The organism is Streptomyces bullii (assembly GCF_042657145.1).
Taxonomy (GTDB): Bacteria; Actinomycetota; Actinomycetes; order Streptomycetales; family Streptomycetaceae; genus Streptomyces; species Streptomyces bullii.
On sequence record NZ_JBHSNY010000003.1, the window covers coordinates 719,484 to 740,241 of the forward strand.

A 20,758-nucleotide genomic window follows, 5' to 3' on the forward strand; every position below is an offset into this window, starting at 1 on the left:
GCGGTGGCGCTACGACAGCTGCCCGTCGTAGTCCGGCAGCTTGAACGTCCTCTCGGCGTGGCCGCCCGACAGGTCGGTGGCGCTGTTGCCGATGTTCGCGATGATCGTGTAGCCCTTCGACTCGATGTCGACGCGCTGGGCGGTCTTGTAGTCGGCGACGTTCTTGAAGAGGTCGAGGAAGCCGCGGACGTAGAGGCCGGAGACCTTGTAGCCGACGTGCCTGAGGTTGTGGTCCGTGGCCGAGTAGATGATGCCCGGACGGGCGGTCACGAAGAACACGGCGACGCCGCGGTCCTGGGCGTACCGGGCGGCTTCCAGAACCGGTCTGTTGGCGGGCTGCGGGTAGCTGAAGCCGAAGTCGGTCTCCAGCGTGGTGTTGTCGATGTCGAAGACGATCGCCTGCTTCTCGCCGGGCCTGGTGGCGGCGATCCGCTGCTTCAGGTACGGCAGCGCCTGGTCCATCACGGCCTGGCAGTCCTTCTGCCAGGTCGCGTAGTCGACGTCCGCGGCCGTGGCGGTGCTCGCGGCGGTGGTGGCCGCCGTGGAGATGCCGGTGGCCGGGGTGGTGGTGCGCGCCGCTGTGGCGGTGCTCGTGGACGTCGTGGTGGTGCTCGTGGACGTCGTGGCGTCGGCCGGAGCGGCCATCGCCACGAGGGCGGCCGCCGAGACGGCGGTCACCGAGGCGCGGCGCAGCCAGGGGTGTCGGCTGGTCATGTTGTGGGGGTCCCTTCACGTCCGTAACGCTGCCAACATGTCGTGTGCATGTTCGTAGGCGAGGGTGGCGCGAGGGGAACCGTAGGGTTACCGGACGGTAGGTGCCTAGAGGCGTGCGCCACATTTCCAGAACGGCCGAATCGGCCGCCCGGTGACATGCCGCACAGGCGATTTGTCCGGTACTAGGCGGAATAGTGGCAAGCGCGATCGGATAAAAGGGACTTTTCGTCTGTAGTCACGGCTGTAGTAGGCCGTACTGTGCGTATTCGTCCCGAATGAGGGTTACGTCAAGAGACGTAGGCCACTGAGGGAAATTACTAGCTTCCGTCGTAGATAGCCGTTTTGGGCATATGGCGGGCCTCGGGTTACCAAGGGACAGCCCATTCGGCGACGCCTCGGCGCGTCGGGTGGTTTTCTCTGCTCCCGTCCCCATGAGGTTTCGATGTCCCAGCGCGTCACGTCCCGTTCTTCCCGTACGTCCCGACTTCGCACCCGCGCCTCCGTCCTGGCCGCAGGCCTGGGAGTCGCGGCCGTGCTGGGGGCCGGGGTCGCGAACGCCGCCGACACCACGGCCGCGTCCGGTGTCGCCGGTGCCGTCCAGGCGCAGGCCGCCGCCCAGGCAAAGGCTGCGCAGGCCAAGGCCGCCGAGGCCGCGCAGGCCAAGAAGGCGGCCGAGGCCGCCGCCGTGAAGAAGGCCGCTGCCGCCAAGAAGAAGGCCAAGCCCTCCTGGGTCGACCCGGTGAAGAAGTACCGGCTCTCCGCGAGCTTCGCCCAGGCCGGCGGCATGTGGCAGTCCACCCACAGCGGTCAGGACTTCGCCGTGCCGAGCGGCACCCCGGTCCTGGCCGTGCACGACGGCACCGTCGTCAAGGCCGGCGGCAACGGCGCCGGTGACGGTCCCGCGTACGGCTACGCCGTCGTCATCAAGCACGGCAACGGCACGTACTCCCAGTACGCCCACCTGTCGCGGATCGACGTGAAGATCGGTCAGACCGTCAAGACCGGGCAGAAGATCGCCCTGTCCGGCAACACCGGTAACTCCAGTGGCCCGCACCTGCACTTCGAGATCCGCACGACCCCGAACTACGGCACGGCCGTGGACCCGGTCGCCTTCCTGCGCTCCAAGGGCGTGACGGTCTAAGCGTCCGTCCCGGAGCGTCCGGCGCTCCTGTGGGCCTGGGTCACCAGGTCCGTGGCGACCTCCAGGACGGCCTTGCGCTTGTCCTCGGGGTCGCCTTCCACGTCCTGCAGGTGGTACATCCCGGCGTGCATCGTGAACATGGCGCTGATGCAGCGGACCTGGTCGACCAGGTCCGCTTCCGGGTCCACGAGGATGTCCCGCAGGCCGAGCATGCGGTCCTTGAACACCTCGCCGATGCGCAGTTCCCGTACCGCGGCCTGGTTCTCCTGCATGAAGCGGAAGAGCGGGGCCGTGTCCATCAGGGCCTCGCTGTAGCGGCGGACGATCTCCTGCTTCGTCTCCAGGGTGTGCGGCTGCCGCCGGCCCCACTCGATGAGCTCCTCGATGGGCCGGGTCAGGTCCTCGAAGATGCTGACCAGGATCTCTTCCTTGGTCTTGAAGTGGTAGTACAGCACCGCCTTCGTGACCTCCAGGCGCTCGGCGATCTCGCGCAGGGAGGTCTTCTCGTAGCCCTGCTCTGCGAAGAGTTCGAGCGCCACGTCCTGGATGCGCTGGCGGGTGTTCCCGCGGCGCCGCTGCCTGGTGCCGTCCATGGTGCCGCCCATCCTCCTACGTCACGCGCTTTCCAGAAAACTTACTTGACGCCCGGCTAGTTAGGTGTCTACCTTCCCGAGTGTAATAACTAGCCGGGCGGCAAGTAAGTAGCAGCGGTGGGGGAGTGGAGCGATGGCGGACACACCGACGGCCCAGACGGGGCCGGACAAGCAACCGAGGAGCGTGCGGGTCGTCCTGCTCGCGCTGATGATCGCGATGATGCTCGCGATGCTCGACAACATGATCATCGGCACGGCGATGCCGACGATCGTGGGTGAGCTGGGCGGCCTGGAGCACCTGTCCTGGGTCGTGACCGCCTACACCCTGGCGACCGCGGCCTCCACACCGGTCTGGGGCAAGCTCGGTGACATGTACGGCCGCAAGGGCTCGTTCCTGTCGTCGATCGTGCTCTTCCTGATCGGCTCCGCGCTCAGCGGCATGGCCCAGGACATGGGGCAGCTCATCGCCTTCCGCGCCGTGCAGGGCCTCGGGGCCGGCGGTCTGATGGTCGGTGTCATGGCGATCATCGGCGATCTGATCCCGCCCCGGGAGCGCGGCAAGTACCAGGGCCTGATGGCCGGTGTCATGGCGCTGGCGATGATCGGCGGACCGCTGGTCGGCGGCACCATCACCGACAACTGGGGCTGGCGCTGGGCGTTCTACATCAACCTGCCGCTCGGCGCGGTCGCCCTGGCCGCCGTCGGCGTCGTGCTGCACCTGCCGAAGAAGCGGGCCAAGGCGGGCATCGACTACCTGGGCGTGGCGCTGCTGACCGTCGGCATCACCGCGATCGTGCTGGTGACCACCTGGGGCGGCACGGAGTACGCCTGGACCTCCACGCGGATCATGGAGCTGACCGGCATCGGTGTCGCCGCGCTCGTCGGCTTCGTGTTCTGGCAGACCCGGGCCGCCGAGCCGGTCGTGCCGCTGCACATCTTCCGCAGCCGCAACTTCACGCTGATGTCCGTCATCGGCTTCATCACCGGTTTCGTGATGTTCGGCGCCACACTGTTCCTGCCGCTGTACCAGCAGTCCGTGCAGGGCGCCTCCGCGACGAACTCCGGGCTGCTGCTCCTGCCGATGCTCGGCGCGATGCTCGTCACCTCGATGATCGCGGGCCGCGTGACCACCAACACCGGCCGGTACAAGGTCTTCCCGGTCGTCGGCAGTGCGCTGATGGTCGTCGGGCTGTACCTGCTGTCGACGATGGACACCGGCACCTCCCGGTTGACCTCCGGTGTCTTCATGGCCGTGGTCGGTGCCGGGATGGGCTGCCTGATGCAGATCACCATGCTGGTCGCGCAGAACAGCGTGGAGATGAGGGACATGGGCGTCGCGTCCTCGTCCACCACCCTCTTCCGTACGCTCGGTTCGTCCTTCGGCGTCGCGATCATGGGCGCGCTGTTCAACCACCGCGTCCAGGACGTCATGGCCGAGCGGGCCGGGGCGCTGGGCTCGAAGGTGACCGAGCAGTCGGCCCAGCTGGACGCGGCGAGCCTGGCGAAGCTGCCAGCGGTGGCCCGGGAGGCGTACCAGCACGCGGTGTCCGCCGGAACGCACGGAGCGTTCCTGCTGGGGGCCGTCGTGGCGGTGGTCGCGCTGGTGGCGGCGGTGTTCGTGAAGGAGGTCCCGCTGAAGGGCGCCGGACCGCAGGCCGAGCAGGACCAGGCGGACGGTACGGCGGTGCGGGCGCCGGTCGTCGAGGCGGTCTGAACCGGCCGAGCGAATCCGCAGGCCCCCGGGGTGGCCGTCCCCGGGGGGCCTTCTCCCGGCACGGGTGTCAGACCCCCGTGCCACCATCGGGCACATGGACAAGGTGCGGCAGCTGCGGCTGGCCAAGGACGCCATGGACCGGGACTGGGCCGACCCGGAGCTCGACCTGGACGCGGTCGCCGCGCACGCCGGCTACTCCCGCTACCACTTCCTGCGGGCCTTCAAGGAGGCGTACGGCGAGACGCCCGGCCAGTACCTGACACACCGCCGTATCGAGCGGGCCGAGGACCTGCTGCGCACCGCCGACCTGTCGGTGACGGAGATCTGCCACCTCGTCGGCTTCAGCAGCCTGGGCACGTTCTCGGCCCGGTTCAAGGCGTGGACGGGGCTGACGCCCAGTGACTACCGCAGGAAGCACGTGGGCCGCGGCGCCGCCCTCATACCGGGCTGCTACGCCATGCTCTGGGCGGGCGGCTTCCGGTCCGCTCCCGGCCGCGCACAGCGCAATTCCGAAGAAGCGGGCTGAGAGCGCCGATGCCTACGGTGAGGGACAAGGCACCGACACCGCCCACGGGAGCACGCCATGATCAAGGGTCTCGCCATCTCGACCGTCTGGGTCCTCGACCAGGAACGGGCCAGGAAGTTCTACACGGAGAAGCTCGGCCTGGAGGTCCGCACGGACATGACGATGGGGGAGGGCGGCATGCGCTGGCTCACCGTCGGATCCCCCCACCAGCCCGACGTCGAGCTGACGCTGATGGTCCCGGGCGGTCCCGCGATGGACCCGGAGTCCGCCGAGATGATCAGGAAGCTGGTGGCCAAGGGAGCGCTCGGCGCGGGCGTGCTGACCACCGACGACATCCACGGTGACTACCGCAAGCTCAAGGACCGCGGCGTGGAGTTCCTCCAGGAGCCGCAGGAGCGCCCCTACGGCACGGAGGCCCTCTTCCGCGACGACTCCGGCAACTGGTTCTCCTTCACCCAGCCCCGGGAAGGCGGCCTCGACATGGACCAGGACTGGTCCTAGCTCACTGCCCGGGCAGCGGCAGCATCGGGTAGCTGCCGGTGTTCGTCGGCGCGTGTTCCGGGAGCCACAGCACCGCGACCGCGCCCTCGGCCGGCACCCCGTCCGGCGCCCCCGCCGACCGGACGTTGCGGAAGGTCAGCCGGGCGCCCAGCACCCGCGCCTGTCCGGCGGCGATGGTCAGGCCCAGACCGTGGCCGTGACCGGCCCGGTCCTTGCTGCCGGTGCGGAAGCGGCTCGGCCCCTCGGCCAGCAGGTCCTCGGGGAAGCCCGGGCCGTGGTCGCGGATCCGGATGACCCGGCCCTCGACGGTGACCTCGATCGGCGGCTTGCCGTGCCGGGCGGCGTTGGCGAGCAGGTTGAACAGCACCCGCTCCAGACGGCGCGGGTCGGTGGTGACCTCCGACTCGTGCACCACCCGTACCTCGATGTCCGGGTCCTTGGCCGCCACCCGCCGGGTGACGAACTCGCCGAGCATGATGTCCTGCAGTTCGGCCCGCTCGGAGGCACCGTCGAGGCGGGCCACCTCCAGCACGTCCTCCACCAGCGTCCGCATGGCCTTGGCCCGGTCCAGCACCAGCTCGGTAGGACGGCCGGGCGGCAGCAGCTCGGCGGCGGTCAGCAGCCCGGTCACCGGGGTGCGCAGCTCGTGCGCGATGTCGGCGGTGACCCGCCGCTCGGCCTCCAGTCGCTGCCGCAGCGCGTCGGCCATCGCGTCCACGGCGCTGGCCAGGTCGTCGGTCTCGTCCCGTACGACCCCGCCGATGGCCTCCCGTACCCGCACCTCCGTCTCGCCTCCCGCGACCTGATTGGCGGCGGCGGCCGCCTTGCGCAGCCGCCGCGACAGGTGCCCGCCGATGAGCACGCCGAGCGCGCTGCCGCCGAGCACCACCGCGATGGAGCCGATCCACAGGGCCTGGTCGAGATCCTTGAGGATGTCGGAGCTGCGGTCGGTGAACCCGGAGTGCAGCGACATCACATGGCCGTTCTTCAGCGGCACCGCGGCCCATATGTCCGGCGCGTCACCGGGCCGGTCCGCCACGTACGTCGCCCGCCGGCCCGCCTCGACCTTGGCCCGCAGCGCCGCCGGCAGCTCCGGGTCGTCGATCTTGGTGTTGGGGAAGTTCAGCCGCCCCGACAGCTCGAAGTTGCGCTGGGCGATCATGATGCGCTCATCGGCGAGGTCGCGCGCGTTGTCCAGCATCGACACCCGGGCCGCGTTGTGCACGACCAGGCTCAGCACGATCGCGACGAGCGCGCCGACCAGCGCGATGGCCGCGCTGAGCTTCCACCTCAGGCCCGTACGGATACCCGCGCGTTCCACGAACGAGGCCACCAGGCGCCGGAAGTTCCCCCTCATACCCCTGCTCAGGCCTTCAACTTGTAGCCGAAGCCGCGGACCGTCTCGATGCGGTCCTGGCCGATCTTCGTCCGCAGACGCTGCACATGGACGTCGACGACGCGGGTGTCGCCGCCCCAGCCGTAGTCCCACACGCGCTCCAGCAGCTTGTCGCGGGAGAGCACCGTGCCCGGCGCCGAGGAGAACTCCAGCAGCAGCCGCATCTCGGTCGGCGTCAGCGCCACCGGCTGCCCGGCCCGGCGCACCTCCATGCCCTCGGTGTCGACCTCCAGATCGCCGAAGGTCAGCACCCCGCCGCTCGCCGCGGAACCGGAATCCCCGCCCTGGCCACCGCCGGCGTGACCGAAGCGCCGCAGCACCGCCCGGATCCGGGCGACCAGCACGGCACCGTCGAACGGCTTGGTCACGTAGTCGTCGGCGCCCGCCTCCAGGCCCAGGACGACGTCGATGGAGTCGGCGCGCGCCGACAGCATGATCACGGGGACGGTCGACTCGTCCCGGATGCGGCGGCACAGGCTCACCCCGTCGAGCCCGGGCACCATCACGTCCAACAGCGCGATGTCCGGGCGGTTCGCCCGGAACGACGCCAGGCCCGACAGCCCGTCGGGCTGGGCGGTGACCACGAAGCCGTCCCGCTCCAGGGCGAGCTGGGTGGCCTCGCGGATGACGTCGTCGTCCTCGACGAACAGGACGTGGGTCTGGTCTGCCATCCCGGTGCTCTCAGTTCTCGTGTGATCTCGGGTGTTCGGTGGGTCCCCTGGACGGACGCGGCAGGAGCCTGCCAGGTTCACCCGTCCCTGTATGGTCCGTCCGGCCGAGCGGTTCACGCCGCCCGATCCGCCGCCCGTTGCGTGGGCCGGAACGGCCCTGACCGGTGCCCGCCCCGGCCGCCGCGTCAGCTGCCGGGGGCCGGCGAGGGGGTGTCGCCGACGACCCTGCCGTAGTCGTTGTGCGTGCGGTACTCCTCGGTGAACCGGCCCGACGTCCAGCGGTACGTGATCACGTTCTCGCCGGACGGACTCGACACCGGGTCGCCCTTCTCGTACACCTGCTTGGTCACCACCAGGTCCCCGCGGTCGATCTCCGCGTAGACCGGCGGCTCCTCGGCCTTGAACACATTCTGGTACGCGCCGCCCTCCTCGCGGTACACGTACGAGCCGATGCCAACCGCGTCACCGCAGGTCAGCACGTTGACGACGACGTCGTCCGCCGATCCTCCGGTCAGGTTGCCGTACGACACGTCGACGGGGTACTCGTCGGCGACGCACGGCTTCAGCTCCCGCTTGACCTCCGCCGAGACCTTCGGGTCGTCCTTGATGAGCCGGACGGCGTTCACGCGGTCGGGTGTCCTGGACGGCGCGGCCGAGGGCGAGGCGGCGGCACCGGCCACGGAGTCCGCGTGCGCCGGGCCCTCGTCGCGGGCACCCGTGCCGCCGGCGGCACAGGCGGACGTGAAAAGGCCGAGGGCGGCGAGCACGGCCGTCACCGTGATCGCCGCCGGGACGTGGCCCCGGGCCGGAGCCGACCCTTCGCCGTCCGTGGTGGCTAGGCCGCGCAACGCTCCCGCTCCTCACGCTCCAGCGCGCGTGCGTCCAGATCGCGGGCCTCCAGCTCCTCGCGGAGCCGGGCGAGCGCCCGGTGCAGCGTGCTCTTGACCGTACCCGCCGACATGCCGAGGGCGGCGGCCGTCTCCTCCGTGGACATCTGCTCCAAGTGTCGCAGCACGACGACGCTGCGCTGCTTGGGCGCGAGCACCTTCATGACGTCCATCAGCAGGGCGCGGTCCGCGTGCTGCTCGGTGGAGTCGTCGACCGAGGCGTCCGGGAGCTGCTCGGTCGGCACCTCTTCCAGCTTGCGGGCCCGCCACCACTCGGTCCGCGTGTTGATCATCACGCGCCGCAGGTAGGCGTCCGCGAGCCGCTTGTCCTCGATGGTCTCCCAGCGGCCGTACGTCCGCACCAGCGCGGTCTGCAGCAGGTCCTGCGCGTCCACCGGGTCCGGGACCAGCCGGCGGGCACTGCGCAGCAGCGCGTCCTGCCGGGTGCGGACGTACTCCTCGAACTCGAGCACCTGGCCCTGCGTCATGTCCAACCGCCTCCATCCCCGTTACCGGCGCGCCCCTGCCGCCGGGTTCTGCTGTCCGTGGTGATGGGAAGAAGCTACGGAGGGGTTGTCACGGCGCTGTCCGAGCCAGCCCGCGACTAGCGCTCGGCTGTGCGTCGGTTGTGTAACAGCCGTCGGATCTGGGTAAGGGGCTGGGGCAATTCGCCCGGGGGCGGGTGGATTTGCCCCCGTGGTGCCCCCCGGGTCACGTCAACGGCAGCCGATACAGACCACCCGGCAGTGGCTCCACGAGTCCGTCGGAGACCAGGCCGTCCAGGGCGCGGGCGCGCTGCACCGGCTCGTGCCACACGCGGTCCAGCGCCGTCTGCGGAACCGGACCGTGGGCCTCCCGCAGCACGGCCAGGAGCCGGCCGCGCACCTGCCGGTCGGTGCCCGCGTAGGTCTGGCCGCGGCGCGGCGGTCCGTCGTGCGCGGGCTTGCCCGCCAGCCGCCAGGCGCACTGCGCGGCGATCGGGCAGCGGTGGCACGACTCGTTCTTCGCGGTGCACACCAGCGCGCCCAGTTCCATGGAGGCGGCGGCCCAGCGCGAGGCGGTCCGCTCGTCGTCCGGCAGCAGCGCGCGGGCCAGCTTGCGTTCGGCGGCGGTCGTGGCGTTCGGCGGGTACTGCACACCGGTGACCGCGCGGGCGAACACCCGGCGCACGTTGGTGTCCAGGACCGGGTGCCGCTGCCCGTACGCGAAGGAGGCGACGGCCGCCGCCGTGTACTCGCCGATGCCGGGCAGCGCGAGCAACTGGGCGTGGTCGGCGGGTACGTCACCGCCGTGCCGCTCCGTTATGGCGACGGCGGCGCCGTGCAGGCGCAGCGCGCGGCGTGGGTAGCCGAGCCGGCCCCAGGCCCGGACGGCCTCGCCGGGGGCGTCCTTGGCGAGGTCGGCGGGGCGCGGCCAGCGGGCCAGCCACTGCTCGTAGACGGGCAGGACCCGGTTCACGGGCGTCTGCTGGAGCATGAACTCACTGACCATCACCCCCCAGGCGCCGGCCTCCGGGCGCCGCCACGGCAGGTCGCGGGCGTGCTCGTCGAACCAGTCGATGACGGGGCTGTGCAGGCTCTCCCCGGGAGGCGGACCGGAGAGGGCGTCGGCGGAACCGGTGTGCGGGGGTTTCGTGGGAGCAGTCATGGCCTTTCGATCCTGCCATGCCGGGCGGGGCTGGTCGGGTACGTGCGGGTACGGTGTGGTGCGCGTCCCTGGGGACGGCGCCCCCGGACGACGCCGCGCCTGGACGGCCTCGCGGCGGCAAAGCAGATCGCCCGGACCGTGCCCGGCACGGCCGTCGCGATGCTGACCACGTTCTCCGATGACGCCGAGGCGTCGACCGCCGTGCGCGGGCGCGCGTCAGGCCGCCGTGCCCCTGCCTACGTGGCCCGCGCGCTGGACGGTGGCGCCACCGGCTTCCTGCTCACGTCCGGCCACCGCGCCCGGACTGCTCGTTGGCGTACGGGCGGTGGCGGGCGGCGCCTGTTTCCTGTCGCCGAAGCGGGCCCGGTGCGTCGTCGACCGCTTCGGCGGCGGCCGCCTCACCCACGAGGCACGGGCACGCACCGCGTGGCGGAGCTGACCCCGCGCGAGCGCGAGGTGCTGGGCCTGGTCGGCGTCGGCCTGTCCGACCCGGGGATCGCCGCCCGGCTGCACCTGGTGCAGGGCGCTGAAGGCGTACGTCAGCGCGGTCCTCGACCGGCTCGGAGCGCGCGACCGGGTGCATGCGGCGATCGTGGCGTACGAGGCGGGCGTGGTGCGGCCGTGCGGCTCATCGGCGGGGCGCACCGGGGACCGGGACGGGTCGTACGGGGCGTGGGCCGGGCCGGCCCGGTGAGCGACCGCACGGCGGGTGCCGACGAGCCGCGCATCGCCCCGGCCGGCCGGGGCGCGGGACGGGTGCCGAACCCCGGCCGGGGCGCGGGACGGGTGCCGAACCCCTACTTCCCCACCCCCGCGATGTTCGACGGGATGGCGGGCAGGCTCCCGGTCGTACGGCGACGGGGGCGACGACGGCGCCGAGGGCGAGGCCATCCGCCACGTCGTGCGGTGGTGCACGCCGACGAGGACGCGCGAGAAGGCCGTCAGCAGGGCATCGGGACGGTCAGCCACACCAGCGTGCGGCGCACCCGCACCGGGCCGACCGCCGCGGCGCCCGCGACGGTCCCGTGGTGGCTGGGGAACGACCAGCCGCCGTGCGGCGGGCAGGCGGCCGGCGACGGGACCGCCCCGGCGACCGCGCGGCACGGACGCTCTTGCGTGACACCGGACTTGAGCACTCCGCTCCCCCCATACGCCAGGGCCGTGGCCAGGGGACGAGGTCCGCGATCGCGAAGGCCCGAGGAGCCGCCGCGCCGGGAACGCCACCACGCGACGGCGAACAGCGCGACGAACAGCAGCAGTTCGGCCTCCGTCCATGTCTGGGTCGCGTGCTGCACCCACGTCGGGCTGCCGTGCGCGAAGTCTGTGATGTCTCGGTGGAGCCCGGCGTGGGGGACGTCCATGGTCACGGACGGTAGGCGGTGGGCCGTCGCCGTCACACGCCGCGATCGTCACGAGCGGCACCTGACGACAGTCAGGGGTGCGCGGACCGTTTCCGGGATGATGATCCGGAAAAGTTGTGGTCCCAGCGGCGGGTGGGACAAGCGAACGCGCCGATCTCTCGTACAGTTTCCGCCGTGGGATCTCTGCGCAATCCGGTCGGGCCGCTTCCCTCCTCCATCTACTGGCGACGGAGGGCCGTACTGCTGTCCGTGGTCGCCCTGTTGGCGCTGCTGATCACGTGGATCGTCACGTCCGGCGGCGGGGGCGGCGGCGACCGCGAGAACGGTGCCAACGGAAAGAATCCCGCGCCCTCGATCACCCCGGGACCGTCGAGTTCCGGACCCGCCATCAGCCAGGCGCCCGGCGGGCGCGACGAGCCCGGCAACGGCTCGGGGACCGGCGGCTCGTCCGGCTCGGACGACGGCAACGGTGACGGTTCCGGCTCCGGTACGGGCGACTCCGGCGGGGCGGACGGCACGGGTAGCGGCGGCGCCGGTGCCGGTGCCGGGGGCGGTACGGCGGACGGCCCCGGCGTCGGCGCGGGGGACACGCTCCCGGCCGGGTCCACGCTGCCCAACTGCACCGCGAGCGTGGTCCGGTTGAGCCTGCGCAGCGAACACAACACGTACGAGCCCGGCCAGACGCCCACCTTCCTGCTGACCGCGCGGAACACCTCCGGGCACGACTGCAAGGTCGACCTCGGCCCCAAGAGCGCGGTGCTGACGATCACTCAGGCGAGCGCCGACAACGCCTACTGGTCGTCGGCGGACTGCCCGAAGGGAGCGGGGAGCCTGGTGTTCCGGGTGCCGTCGGAGAGCAGCATCACCTTCCCCGTGAAGTGGGACCGCAGGCCGAGCGCGCCGCAGTGCGCCACGCCTCCGGCGGGGTCGGCCGGGGCCGGGACGTATCTGGTGGAGGCGAAGGCTCCCGGGTTCGCGAAGGTGCGGACGTCGTTCGTGCTGGAGGCCGACTAGTCAGGCCGCGGCAGCTCGGCGGAGCTACACGTAGCGCTCCAGGATCGAGCTCTCCGCCAGCCGCGACAGGCCCTCGCGGACACTGCGCGCCCGGGCCTCGCCCACGCCGTCCACCGTCTGGAGGTCGTCGACGCTCGCGGCCAGCAGCTTCTGCAGACCGCCGAAGTGCTCCACCAGGCGGTCGATGATCGCGCCGGGCAGCCTCGGCACCTTGGCCAGGAGCCGGAAGCCGCGCGGGGAGACCGCCGAGTCGAGCGTCTCGGGGGAGCCGGTGTAGCCCAGGGCGCGGGCGACGGTCGGCAGTTCGAGGAGTTCGGCGTGGGTGAGGGCGTCGAGCTCGGCCAGGGCCTCGTCGACGGTGCGGGAGCGCTTGGCCGTGGGCTCGGGGACGTAGTCCCGGACGACCAGCTCGCGCTCGGGCTCCACGCCCGCGATCAACTCGTCCAGCTGGAGGGCGAGCAACCGGCCGTCCGTGCCCAGCTCCACCACGTACTCGGCGATCTCGGTGGCGATGCGGCGCACCATCTCCAGGCGCTGGGCGACCGCCGAGACGTCCCGGACGGTCACCAGGTCCTCGATCTCCAGCGCCGACAGCGTGCCCGCGACCTCGTCGAGGCGGAGCTTGTAGCGCTCCAGGGTCGCCAGGGCCTGGTTGGCGCGGGACAGGATCGCCGCCGAGTCCTCCAGGACGCGGCGCTGGCCGTCGACGTACAGGGCGATCAGCCGCATCGACTGGGAGACCGAGACGACCGGGTAGCCGACCTGCTTGGAGACCCGGTCGGCCGTGCGGTGCCGGGTGCCCGTCTCCTCCGTGGGGATCGTCGCGTCGGGCACGAACTGCACACCCGCCCGGAGGATCTTCGACAGGTCCGAGGACAGCACGATGCCGCCGTCGAGCTTGCACAGCTCGCGCAGGCGCGTCGCCGTGAACTCGACGTCCAGGACGAAACCGCCCGTGCACATCGCCTCGACGGTCTTGTCGGAGCCGAGCACGATCAGACCGCCGGTGTTGCCGCGGAGCACGCGCTCCAGGCCGTCACGCAAGGGCGTGCCGGGTGCCACGGCGCTCAGCGAGGCGCGCATCAGGCCATCGGAACCGGCACTCCCACCGGACTTTCCGGGAGCTGCTGCCCGGTCGTTGGCTGCCACTGCACTCCTCCGGTCGCAGGTTCTGGGGCGCTCCCGTTTCGCACACTCGGTTCGTACGGACGGGCGAGACCAGGGCAAAGTCTACCGGCGGTCTTCCGCGTCCCGTGGGGCCTCTCGGCGACGGGAGCGGGGGAGGACCCGCAGGGCGTCCCCTATGTCCGCCACTTCCAGGACCTTCATACCGGAAGGGATCTTGCCCGGGTCGCCCGGTACGAGGGCGTGCGTGAAGCCCAGGCGGTGGGCCTCGGCGAGCCTGCGCTGGACGCCCGTGACCCGTCTGACCTCGCCCGCGAGGCCGACCTCGCCGATCGCGACGAGGTTCTTCGGCAGCGGGGTGTCGCTCGCGGCGGAGGCCAGGGCCAGGGCGACGGCCAGATCGGCGGCCGGCTCCGAGAGCTTCACACCGCCGACCGTCGCGGAGTAGATGTCCCGTTTGCCCAAGGCGCTGATCCTGCCGCGCTGTTCCAGTACCGCGAGCATCATCGAGACGCGGGAGGTCTCCAGGCCGGAGGTGGTGCGGCGGGGGGAGGGGATCTGCGAGTCGACCGTGAGCGCCTGCACCTCGGCCACCAGCGGGCGGCGGCCCTCCAGGGTGACCGTCAGGCAGGTGCCGGGGACCGGTTCGTCACGACGTGTCAGGAAAAGTCCGCTCGGGTCCGCGAGGCCCGTGATGCCCTCGTCGTGCAGCTCGAAGCAGCCGACCTCGTCGGTGGCGCCGTAGCGGTTCTTGACGCCGCGTACCAGACGAAGGCGTGCGTGCCGGTCGCCCTCGAAGTGCAGGACGACGTCCACGAGGTGTTCCAGGAGACGCGGCCCCGCGATCGCGCCGTCCTTGGTGACATGGCCCACAAGGAGAGTCGACATCCCGCGCTCCTTGGAGGCCCGGATCAGGGCCCCGGCGACCTCCCGGACCTGCGCCATGCCGCCGGGCGCGCCGTCGATCTCCGGGGACGCCACCGTCTGCACCGAGTCGAGGATCAGCAGCGACGGCTTGACCGCGTCCAGGTGGCCCAGGATCGCCGCCAGGTCCGTCTCGGCCGCCAGGTACAGGTGGTCGTCGATGGCGCCGATGCGGTCGGCGCGCAGCCGGACCTGGCTCGCCGACTCCTCGCCCGTGACGTACAGCGTCCGGTGCTGCTCGCTCGCCGACTTGGCCGCCACGTCGAGCAGCAGCGTCGACTTGCCGACGCCGGGCTCGCCCGCCACCAGCACCACCGCCCCGGGCACCAGCCCGCCGCCGAGCACCCGGTCCAGCTCGGGCACGCCGGTGGAGCGGGCGGTGGCCTGGCGGCCGTCGACCTGGCCGATGGGCAGCGCGGAGGTCGTCACCCGGCCCGGCGCCGTCGTGCGGACCGCGGGCGCGCCGTACTCCTCGACCGTGCCCCACGCCTGGCACTCGGGGCACCGGCCAAGCCACTTGGCCGTCTGCCAGCCGCACTCCGTGCAGCGGTAGGACGGGCGGTCCTTGGTGGTCTTGGTACGGGCAGCCATGGACGAAACCGTAGCCTGCGGCACTGACATCGATATCCGCAGGCAGGTTTCGGCGGCCGTGACTGCGGCACTGACGGGCGCCCTGCGCGCTGTCTTCCCGCTGTTCAGCGGCAGGCCCGGCAGGGGACGGCCGCCCGCGCACCGGGAACGCGCCACCCCGCGCCCACGGCGGAACAAGGGCCTGTCCCCTATTGAGGGATCGTTTCACCCGTACGGATTAAAAGTGCTCAAGGCGCCACAAGGTGCCACTCCCGGGCCCCTACGGTCGCCGGATGATGAGCAGCAGTTCGGAGACACCGACCCGCACGACCGGCGCGCACCGGGCGCGCAGGGAGGCCCGCGACCGCACTGCCGAGCGCACGCCGGTGCGGCCCTTCGCGCCCTACGAGCCCTACCTCGACGGCCTGTTCACCTACTGCCTGTCCGTGCTGTGCGACCACGACGCGGCGACCGCCGCCCTGGGCGACGTCCTGGCGCTCGCCGAGCGCCGCGGCCGGCACGTCCCGGAGGCGGCCGGGGACCGCAGGGCCTGGCTGTACGCGCTGGCCCGCTGGGCGTGCCTGCGCAGGCTGGCCGAGGCCAAGCAGAAACGTCAGGCCAGCCACGCGGCGGGCCGCACCGACCGGCAGCGGTCCGCACCGCCGGCCGACCCGCCGGTGTCCGTGGACGACCTGGAGCGGCGGCGGCGCGAACTGGCGCTGCTCGCCTGGCCGGAGGCCGCCGGCACCACCCCGGAGCAGCGGGAGGCCCTGGAGCTGGCCGTGCGCCACGACCTCACCCCCCGGGAGGTCGCCGCCGTCCTCGGCCTCGACCAGGCCGCGGCCCGCGAACTGCTCGCCTCCGCCGCCTGTGAGGTGGAGCGCACCCGCGCGGCCCTCGCCGTCGTGGAGACCGGCGCCTGCCCGAGCGTGGCCCATCTCACCGGCGACAACCAGTTCGTGCTCAGCGCCGCCCTGCGCCGCGAGCTCGTACGGCACGTCGACGACTGCCCGCGATGCCGCCGCACCGCCGAGCGCGCCCTCCCGGGCCGCTGGCCCGGCACCAGCGCCACACCCGCCGAACTGCCCGTCCTTCCGGCACCCCGCGCAGCCCTGCGCCTCGCCCTGGCCCACCATCCGCGCGTGCGCCGCGCCGCGCCCCGCTTCGACCGGCGCGGCTTCCCGATGGACCCCAAGGACCACGCGGCCCGAAGAGACCGCCTACGCGCGCGTGCCGTCACCACGACCGTCGTCGCCACCGTCGTCGCGGCTCCCGTGCTGGCCCTGTGGGCCGCCTACCGGGGCACCCCCGTCGGTGAGGCCCAGGACGGCCGCTCGGCCTCCGCGCTGGAGGCGGAGGAGGCCGTCGGCCTCGACGGTGAGGTGGCGGGCGGCGGCTACGAGAACGCGGGCAACGCCCGCACCCAGCCCGGCGCCCGCTTCGGCGGACACGGCAGGAACGGGGACCACGACGTCTCCGTCGAGGTGACCAGCGGCGCCGACAGGAAGGACGCGGCCCGCTTGGAGGTCACGGCCGGCCACAACGGCGACACCACCCTCATCACCCTGACCGCGACCGGCACCGGACCGGTCCGCTGGTCCGCCTCCACCGGAGCGGACTGGCTCTACTTCAGCCAGTCGTCGGGAACGCTGCGGCGCGGCGAATCGTTGACGATCAAGGTGTACGTGGACCATCTGCGCGAGCCCTCCGGCCCCTGGAGCGCGCGGGTGGCGATCGCACCCGCCGGCGCCGTCGTCACCATCGAGGGCTACGGCACGGCACCCCGCCCCTCCGACCCGGCCCCGCGCCCCGAACCCCGCCCCAGCGTCCCGGACGGCCCGCCCCCGAGCCGCCCCCATCCGACTCCCACGACGTCGGCCCCCGCCGATCCCACGCCGAGCGACCCGCCCCCGTCGTCGTCCGGCCCGGACCCTTCGCCCACGCCGTCGGCCCCCACCGACCCGGCGAGCTCACCGCCGCCGTCCGGCGGCAGCGGCGACCCGAGCCCGTCCACGTCGTAGGCGCCGGGTCGGCCGTCCAGCGCGTCAGCCGGGCTCAGCCGGCCGGATCCGCCGGATGCGGGGCCAGCAGCGGCAGCTGCGAGGCCAGTCGCTGCTCGCACAGCTCGACCAGACGGTCGTAGCCGGCCTTGCCCATCAGCTCGGTCAGCTCCGCCCGGTAGGAGACGTACACCGGCTCGCCCGCGCCGTGCGCCGAGGTCGCCGAGGTGCACCACCAGTGCAGGTCGTGGCCGCCCGGCCCCCAGCCGCGCCGGTCGTACTCACCGATCGACACCTGGAGCACCCGTGTGTCGTCGGGCCGGTCGATCCACTCGTACGTGCGCCGGATCGGCAGCTGCCAGCACACGTCCGGCTTGGTCTCCAGCGGCTCGCGGTCCTCCCTCAGGGCCAGGATGTGCAGCGAGCAGCCCATGCCGCCCGGGAAGCCCGGCCGGTTCTGGAAGATGCAGGAGCCCTGGTAGGGGCGGGTCTGGCGGTCGCCGTCCTCGTCCTCGGAGACCCAGCCGTTCCTCGTGCCCTCGGCGTGGTGCTGCCAGATGTCCGGCGTGAGCCTCGCCACATGCTCGGCGACCCGCCGCTCGTCGTCCTCGTCGGAGAAGTGGGCGCCCAGGGTGCAGCACCCGTCGTCCGCGCGGCCCGCCTGGATGCCCTGGCAGCCGCTGCCGAAGATGCAGTTCCAGCGGGAGGTCAGCCACGTCAGATCGCAGCGGAACACCTGCTCCTCGTCCGCCGGATCAGGGAACTCCACCCACGCGCGGGCGAAGTCGAGGCCCTTCTCGTCGTCCACCGGCGCCTCCCTCGACTTCCTCGCTGCTACGGCCTGCGAAGAACCCTTGGCCGCTTTGTCCTTCTTCGCGGCCTTGGTCGCCTTCTCGTTCTTCGCCTTTTTCGTCTTTGGCACGCGACCAGGGTAAGACGCCCCCGGGTCCTTCCGGGACAGTGCCGGGGACGGAGACCGGCCCTGCTGGCAGTAGCGTTCCCCCATGAGACTCGGTGTCCTCGACGTGGGATCGAACACGGTGCATCTGCTGGTGGTGGACGCACACCCCGGCGCGCGCCCGCTGCCGGCGCACTCGCACAAGGCGGAACTGCGCCTTGCCGAGCTCCTCGACGACGAGGGAGCGATCGGCCCCGACGGGGTCGACCGGCTGATCTCGGTGGTCCGCGACGCCCTCCAGGCCGCCGAGGACAAGGGCGTCGAGGACCTGCTGCCGTTCGCCACCTCCGCCGTGCGGGAAGCGAGCAACGCCGATGACGTCCTCGCGCGCGTGCACACCGAGACCGGCGTCGAGCTCCAGGTCCTCACCGGCGAGGAGGAGGCCCGGCTCACCTTCCTCGCCGCCCGCCGCTGGTTCGGCTGGTCGGCCGGCAAGCTGCTCGTCCTCGACATCGGCGGCGGCTCCCTTGAGATCGCCTACGGCATGGACGAGGACCCCGACGCCGCCGTGTCGCTGCCGCTGGGCGCCGGCCGCCTCACCGCCGCCCGGCTGCCCGGTGATCCGCCCAGCCCGGACGACGTGCGCGCCCTGCGCCGCCATGTCCGCACCGAGATCGCCCGTACGGTCGGTGAGTTCAGCCGCTTCGGCGCCCCCGACCACGTGGTGGCCACGTCCAAGACCTTCAAGCAGCTCGCCCGCATCGCCGGCGCCGCCCGCTCCGCCGAGGGCCTGTACGTGCAGCGCGAGCTGAAGCGGCAGTCCCTGGAGGGCTGGGTGCCCAGGCTGGCCGGCATGACCGCCGCGGAACGAGCCGAGCTGCCCGGAGTCTCCGAGGGCCGGGCCGCTCAGCTGCTGGCCGGAGCCCTGGTCGCCGAGGGCGCGATGGACCTGTTCGGCGTGGAGACGCTGGAGATCTGCCCGTGGGCGCTCAGGGAGGGCGTGATCCTGCGGCGACTTGACCACATGGTGTCGTCGTGAGGCAGGGCTGACGGGACGCCGCGGGGGACGCGGGGAACCGCGCGAGCACACCCGACCGCGCCGCACCCGCGCCTATGGCAAACACCACAACGGCGAAGAGGGACCCGGCGGCCTGCCGACCTCACCCCGTAACCTGTCCCTCGTGGCAGAACCAAGGGACGTTGTCCGCATCCCGGATGCGAAGGTCGCCCTGTCGACGGCCTCCGTGTATCCGGAGTCCACGGCGACGGCCTTCGAGATCGCCGCGCGCCTGGGGTACGACGGTGTCGAGGTCATGGTCTGGACCGACCCGGTCAGCCAGGACATCGAAGCCCTGCGCCGCCTCTCCGACTACCACCGGATCCCGATCCTGGCCGTGCACGCCCCCTGCCTGCTGATCACGCAGCGCGTGTGGTCGACGGACCCTTGGACCAAGCTCCAGCGCGCCCGGACGGCGGCCGAGAAGCTGGGGGCGAGCACCGTGGTGGTCCACCCCCCGTTCCGGTGGCAGCGGCAGTACGCGCGCGACTTCGTCAGCGGGATCTGGCGGATGGCCGACGAGACGGACGTGCGGTTCGCCGTCGAGAACATGTACCCCTGGCGCTACCGCGACCGCGAGATGCTCGCGTACGCCCCCGACTGGGACGTCACCAAGGACGACTACCGCCACTTCACGATCGACCTCAGCCACACCGCCACGGCCCGCAGCGACGCGCTGGAGATGATCGACCGCATGGGCGACCGTCTCGGCCACGTCCACCTCGCCGACGGCCGGGGCTCGGCCAAGGACGAGCACCTCGTGCCCGGCCGCGGCACCCAGCCCTGCGCCGAGGTGCTGGAACGTCTCGCCCTCACCGGCTTCGACGGCCATGTCGTCATCGAGGTCAACACCCGTCGCGCCATGTCCGCCGCGGAGCGGGAGGCCGACCTGGCCGAGGCGCTGGCCTTCGCCCGCCTGCACCTGGCCTCGGCGGTACGGGTGCCGCGGCGATGACCGGCACGAGGGCGGGGCAGGGGACGCCGCCCGACGGAACGGCGGGGCGCGGGACGCCGGCCGACGGGGACGGGACCTCCCGGGAGACAGCTTCCCAGGGCGCAGCACCTGCTTCCCAGGGCGCACCCGCTTCCCAGGGCGCACCTGCTTCCCAGGGGACGACCGGACGCCAGGGCTCGGCCGACCGCCGGGGCTCGGCGGACCGTCAGGGCTCGGCCGATCGCCAGGGCGCGCCCGCTTCCCAGGGCCGCCAGGGCGCACCCGCTTCCAAAGACCCGGCCGAGCGCCACGGCACGGCCGACCGCCACGGCACGGCCTCCCGTCGCCGGGGCCGGCCGCCGCGTGCGGAGTCCGGCGACACCCGCGACCGCATCCTGGACGCGGCCCGCGCGGAGTTCTCCGAGCGCGGCTACGACAAGGCGTCCGTGCGCGGCATCGCCAAGGCAGCCGGGGTCGACTCGGCGCTGGTCCACCACTACTTCGGCACGAAGGAGCAGGTCTTCGAGGCGGCCGTCGAGGTCGCCATCGCGCCCGCGCTCACCGCCCGGGACACCCTCCTGGAAGGCCCGCTGGAGGACACCGGCGAGCGGCTTGCCCGGATGTTCTTCGGCCTCTGGGAGAACCCGGTGACCCGGACCCCGCTGCTCGCGGTGGTCCGCTCGGCCGTCAACAACGAGGCCGCCGCCGCCGTCTTCCGCCGCATGATCGCCACCCAGCTGCTGCGCCGCCTCGCGGCCCAGCTCGGCCTGCCGGACGCGGAACTGCGCGCCGAACTGGCCGCGGCGCAACTGGTCGGGATCGCGATGATCCGATACGTGATCAAGGTCGAGCCGCTGGCGTCGGCGGACCCGGAGGAGATCATCGCCCGGGTGGCACCGGTGGTGCAGGGCCATCTGACCAACCCCTGACACCCGACCCGTGGCCAACGCCGACCCGGCCCCGTCGTGCTGAGACCTCCCCGATGCCCTGAGACCACCCCCGCTGCCCTGAGATATGCGTCCCGCATTACGGACACCGCGTCCCGACCCCTGGATGACCGGCGTACGCTCGGTAGCAGTCAGAAA

At 72.3% G+C, this 20,758-nt stretch carries 19 protein-coding genes and 2 pseudogenes; 10 read left to right on the top strand and 11 right to left on the bottom strand.

The window, feature by feature from the left end; genetic code table 11:
• Positions 1-9: 9 nt before the first annotated feature.
• Positions 10-714 carry an HAD family acid phosphatase gene (locus ACFPZJ_RS11240; protein ID WP_381020055.1) on the bottom strand — a complete coding sequence of 235 codons (705 nt, stop codon included), beginning with the start codon at positions 712-714 and terminating at the stop codon, positions 10-12.
• Positions 715-1,156: 442 nt separating this feature from the next.
• Here ACFPZJ_RS11240 and ACFPZJ_RS11245 point away from each other — a divergent pair, with 442 nt between their 5' ends.
• On the top strand, positions 1,157-1,855 hold the full coding sequence (locus ACFPZJ_RS11245; protein ID WP_381020057.1) for a M23 family metallopeptidase: 699 nt from the start codon (positions 1,157-1,159) through the stop codon (positions 1,853-1,855).
• On the opposite strand, the gene ACFPZJ_RS11250 is transcribed toward ACFPZJ_RS11245, so the two are convergent.
• A complete protein-coding gene (locus ACFPZJ_RS11250) occupies positions 1,852-2,460 on the bottom strand; it encodes a TetR/AcrR family transcriptional regulator (RefSeq protein WP_381020059.1) in 609 nt (202 codons plus the stop codon). The two genes, ACFPZJ_RS11245 and ACFPZJ_RS11250, sit on opposite strands and share 4 nt — an antisense overlap.
• A gap of 121 nt (positions 2,461-2,581) precedes the next feature.
• Between ACFPZJ_RS11250 and ACFPZJ_RS11255 the strand changes: the two genes are divergently transcribed.
• The 3 genes from ACFPZJ_RS11255 to ACFPZJ_RS11265 all read left to right on the top strand — a co-directional run bounded on the left by ACFPZJ_RS11255 (position 2,582) and on the right by ACFPZJ_RS11265 (position 5,189).
• Positions 2,582-4,162 carry an MDR family MFS transporter gene (locus ACFPZJ_RS11255; RefSeq protein ID WP_381020061.1) on the top strand — a complete coding sequence of 527 codons (1,581 nt, stop codon included), beginning with the start codon at positions 2,582-2,584 and terminating at the stop codon, positions 4,160-4,162.
• Between the two features lie 94 nt (positions 4,163-4,256).
• Positions 4,257-4,688 (top strand): helix-turn-helix transcriptional regulator, encoded by a 432-nt coding sequence (locus ACFPZJ_RS11260; RefSeq protein ID WP_381020063.1) that lies wholly within the window; start codon positions 4,257-4,259, stop codon positions 4,686-4,688.
• Between the two features lie 57 nt (positions 4,689-4,745).
• Positions 4,746-5,189 carry a VOC family protein gene (locus ACFPZJ_RS11265; protein WP_381020065.1) on the top strand — a complete coding sequence of 148 codons (444 nt, stop codon included), beginning with the start codon at positions 4,746-4,748 and terminating at the stop codon, positions 5,187-5,189.
• Position 5,190: 1 nt separating this feature from the next.
• Here ACFPZJ_RS11265 and cseC read toward each other — a convergent pair whose 3' ends face one another.
• From cseC to ACFPZJ_RS11290, 5 genes are all read right to left on the bottom strand, one after another.
• A complete protein-coding gene (cseC, locus tag ACFPZJ_RS11270) occupies positions 5,191-6,546 on the bottom strand; it encodes a two-component system sensor histidine kinase CseC (RefSeq protein WP_381020067.1) in 1,356 nt (451 codons plus the stop codon).
• A gap of 8 nt (positions 6,547-6,554) precedes the next feature.
• Positions 6,555-7,256 (bottom strand): two-component system response regulator CseB, encoded by a 702-nt coding sequence (gene cseB, locus ACFPZJ_RS11275; RefSeq protein ID WP_381020069.1) that lies wholly within the window; start codon positions 7,254-7,256, stop codon positions 6,555-6,557.
• A gap of 185 nt (positions 7,257-7,441) precedes the next feature.
• A complete protein-coding gene (locus ACFPZJ_RS11280) occupies positions 7,442-8,104 on the bottom strand; it encodes a hypothetical protein (RefSeq protein WP_381020071.1) in 663 nt (220 codons plus the stop codon).
• On the bottom strand, positions 8,092-8,631 hold the full coding sequence (locus tag ACFPZJ_RS11285) for a SigE family RNA polymerase sigma factor (RefSeq protein WP_381020072.1): 540 nt from the start codon (positions 8,629-8,631) through the stop codon (positions 8,092-8,094). The genes ACFPZJ_RS11280 and ACFPZJ_RS11285 overlap by 13 nt, the downstream gene beginning before the upstream one ends.
• 223 nt (positions 8,632-8,854) lie before the next feature.
• Positions 8,855-9,790, bottom strand: a complete 936-nt coding sequence (locus ACFPZJ_RS11290) for an HhH-GPD family protein (RefSeq protein WP_381020074.1) — start codon at positions 9,788-9,790, stop codon at positions 8,855-8,857.
• Between the two features lie 93 nt (positions 9,791-9,883).
• Here ACFPZJ_RS11290 and ACFPZJ_RS11295 point away from each other — a divergent pair.
• Positions 9,884-10,484 (top strand): annotated as a pseudogene (locus ACFPZJ_RS11295) (response regulator transcription factor); the annotation flags it as partial.
• Positions 10,485-10,731: 247 nt separating this feature from the next.
• Here the strand turns inward: ACFPZJ_RS11295 and ACFPZJ_RS11300 are convergent.
• Positions 10,732-11,151, bottom strand: coding sequence for a hypothetical protein (locus tag ACFPZJ_RS11300; RefSeq protein WP_381020075.1), 420 nt, complete (start codon positions 11,149-11,151; stop codon positions 10,732-10,734).
• 174 nt (positions 11,152-11,325) lie between these two features.
• Here ACFPZJ_RS11300 and ACFPZJ_RS11305 point away from each other — a divergent pair, with 174 nt between their 5' ends.
• Positions 11,326-12,165 carry a hypothetical protein gene (locus tag ACFPZJ_RS11305; protein ID WP_381020077.1) on the top strand — a complete coding sequence of 280 codons (840 nt, stop codon included), beginning with the start codon at positions 11,326-11,328 and terminating at the stop codon, positions 12,163-12,165.
• 24 nt (positions 12,166-12,189) lie between these two features.
• Here ACFPZJ_RS11305 and disA read toward each other — a convergent pair whose 3' ends face one another.
• Complete coding sequence (disA, locus tag ACFPZJ_RS11310) at positions 12,190-13,314, bottom strand: DNA integrity scanning diadenylate cyclase DisA (protein ID WP_381020078.1); 1,125 nt, start codon at positions 13,312-13,314, stop codon at positions 12,190-12,192.
• An 81-nt stretch (positions 13,315-13,395) separates the two neighbouring features.
• Entirely contained in the window at positions 13,396-14,805 is a 1,410-nt protein-coding gene (gene radA / locus ACFPZJ_RS11315; RefSeq protein WP_381020080.1) for a DNA repair protein RadA, read from the bottom strand.
• A 272-nt stretch (positions 14,806-15,077) separates the two neighbouring features.
• Between radA and ACFPZJ_RS11320 the strand changes: the two genes are divergently transcribed.
• Positions 15,078-16,805, top strand: a complete 1,728-nt coding sequence (locus tag ACFPZJ_RS11320; RefSeq protein ID WP_381020082.1) for a BACON domain-containing protein — start codon at positions 15,078-15,080, stop codon at positions 16,803-16,805.
• A gap of 34 nt (positions 16,806-16,839) precedes the next feature.
• On the opposite strand, the gene ACFPZJ_RS11325 is transcribed toward ACFPZJ_RS11320, so the two are convergent.
• Complete coding sequence (locus tag ACFPZJ_RS11325) at positions 16,840-17,706, bottom strand: DUF3109 family protein (protein WP_381020083.1); 867 nt, start codon at positions 17,704-17,706, stop codon at positions 16,840-16,842.
• Between the two features lie 82 nt (positions 17,707-17,788).
• Here ACFPZJ_RS11325 and ACFPZJ_RS11330 point away from each other — a divergent pair, with 82 nt between their 5' ends.
• The 3 genes and pseudogenes from ACFPZJ_RS11330 to ACFPZJ_RS11340 all read left to right on the top strand — a co-directional run.
• Positions 17,789-18,721, top strand: a complete 933-nt coding sequence (locus ACFPZJ_RS11330) for a Ppx/GppA family phosphatase (RefSeq protein WP_381020085.1) — start codon at positions 17,789-17,791, stop codon at positions 18,719-18,721.
• A gap of 142 nt (positions 18,722-18,863) precedes the next feature.
• Positions 18,864-19,694, top strand: a complete 831-nt coding sequence (locus tag ACFPZJ_RS11335) for a sugar phosphate isomerase/epimerase family protein (RefSeq protein WP_381020086.1) — start codon at positions 18,864-18,866, stop codon at positions 19,692-19,694.
• A 308-nt stretch (positions 19,695-20,002) separates the two neighbouring features.
• Positions 20,003-20,602: pseudogene (locus tag ACFPZJ_RS11340) on the top strand (TetR/AcrR family transcriptional regulator); the annotation flags it as partial.
• Positions 20,603-20,758: the final 156 nt, after the last annotated feature.

Coding starts and splice junctions, on each gene's coding strand:
- ACFPZJ_RS11240 (WP_381020055.1), bottom strand. CDS start 714: ATGACCAGCCGACACCCCTGGCTGCGCCGCGCCTCGGTGACCGCCGTC.
- ACFPZJ_RS11245 (WP_381020057.1), top strand. CDS start 1,157: ATGTCCCAGCGCGTCACGTCCCGTTCTTCCCGTACGTCCCGACTTCGC.
- ACFPZJ_RS11250 (WP_381020059.1), bottom strand. CDS start 2,460: ATGGGCGGCACCATGGACGGCACCAGGCAGCGGCGCCGCGGGAACACC.
- ACFPZJ_RS11255 (WP_381020061.1), top strand. CDS start 2,582: ATGGCGGACACACCGACGGCCCAGACGGGGCCGGACAAGCAACCGAGG.
- ACFPZJ_RS11260 (WP_381020063.1), top strand. CDS start 4,257: ATGGACAAGGTGCGGCAGCTGCGGCTGGCCAAGGACGCCATGGACCGG.
- ACFPZJ_RS11265 (WP_381020065.1), top strand. CDS start 4,746: ATGATCAAGGGTCTCGCCATCTCGACCGTCTGGGTCCTCGACCAGGAA.
- cseC (WP_381020067.1), bottom strand. CDS start 6,546: ATGAGGGGGAACTTCCGGCGCCTGGTGGCCTCGTTCGTGGAACGCGCG.
- cseB (WP_381020069.1), bottom strand. CDS start 7,256: ATGGCAGACCAGACCCACGTCCTGTTCGTCGAGGACGACGACGTCATC.
- ACFPZJ_RS11285 (WP_381020072.1), bottom strand. CDS start 8,631: ATGACGCAGGGCCAGGTGCTCGAGTTCGAGGAGTACGTCCGCACCCGG.
- ACFPZJ_RS11290 (WP_381020074.1), bottom strand. CDS start 9,790: ATGACTGCTCCCACGAAACCCCCGCACACCGGTTCCGCCGACGCCCTC.
- ACFPZJ_RS11300 (WP_381020075.1), bottom strand. CDS start 11,151: ATGGACGTCCCCCACGCCGGGCTCCACCGAGACATCACAGACTTCGCG.
- radA (WP_381020080.1), bottom strand. CDS start 14,805: ATGGCTGCCCGTACCAAGACCACCAAGGACCGCCCGTCCTACCGCTGC.
- ACFPZJ_RS11320 (WP_381020082.1), top strand. CDS start 15,078: ATGATGAGCAGCAGTTCGGAGACACCGACCCGCACGACCGGCGCGCAC.
- ACFPZJ_RS11330 (WP_381020085.1), top strand. CDS start 17,789: ATGAGACTCGGTGTCCTCGACGTGGGATCGAACACGGTGCATCTGCTG.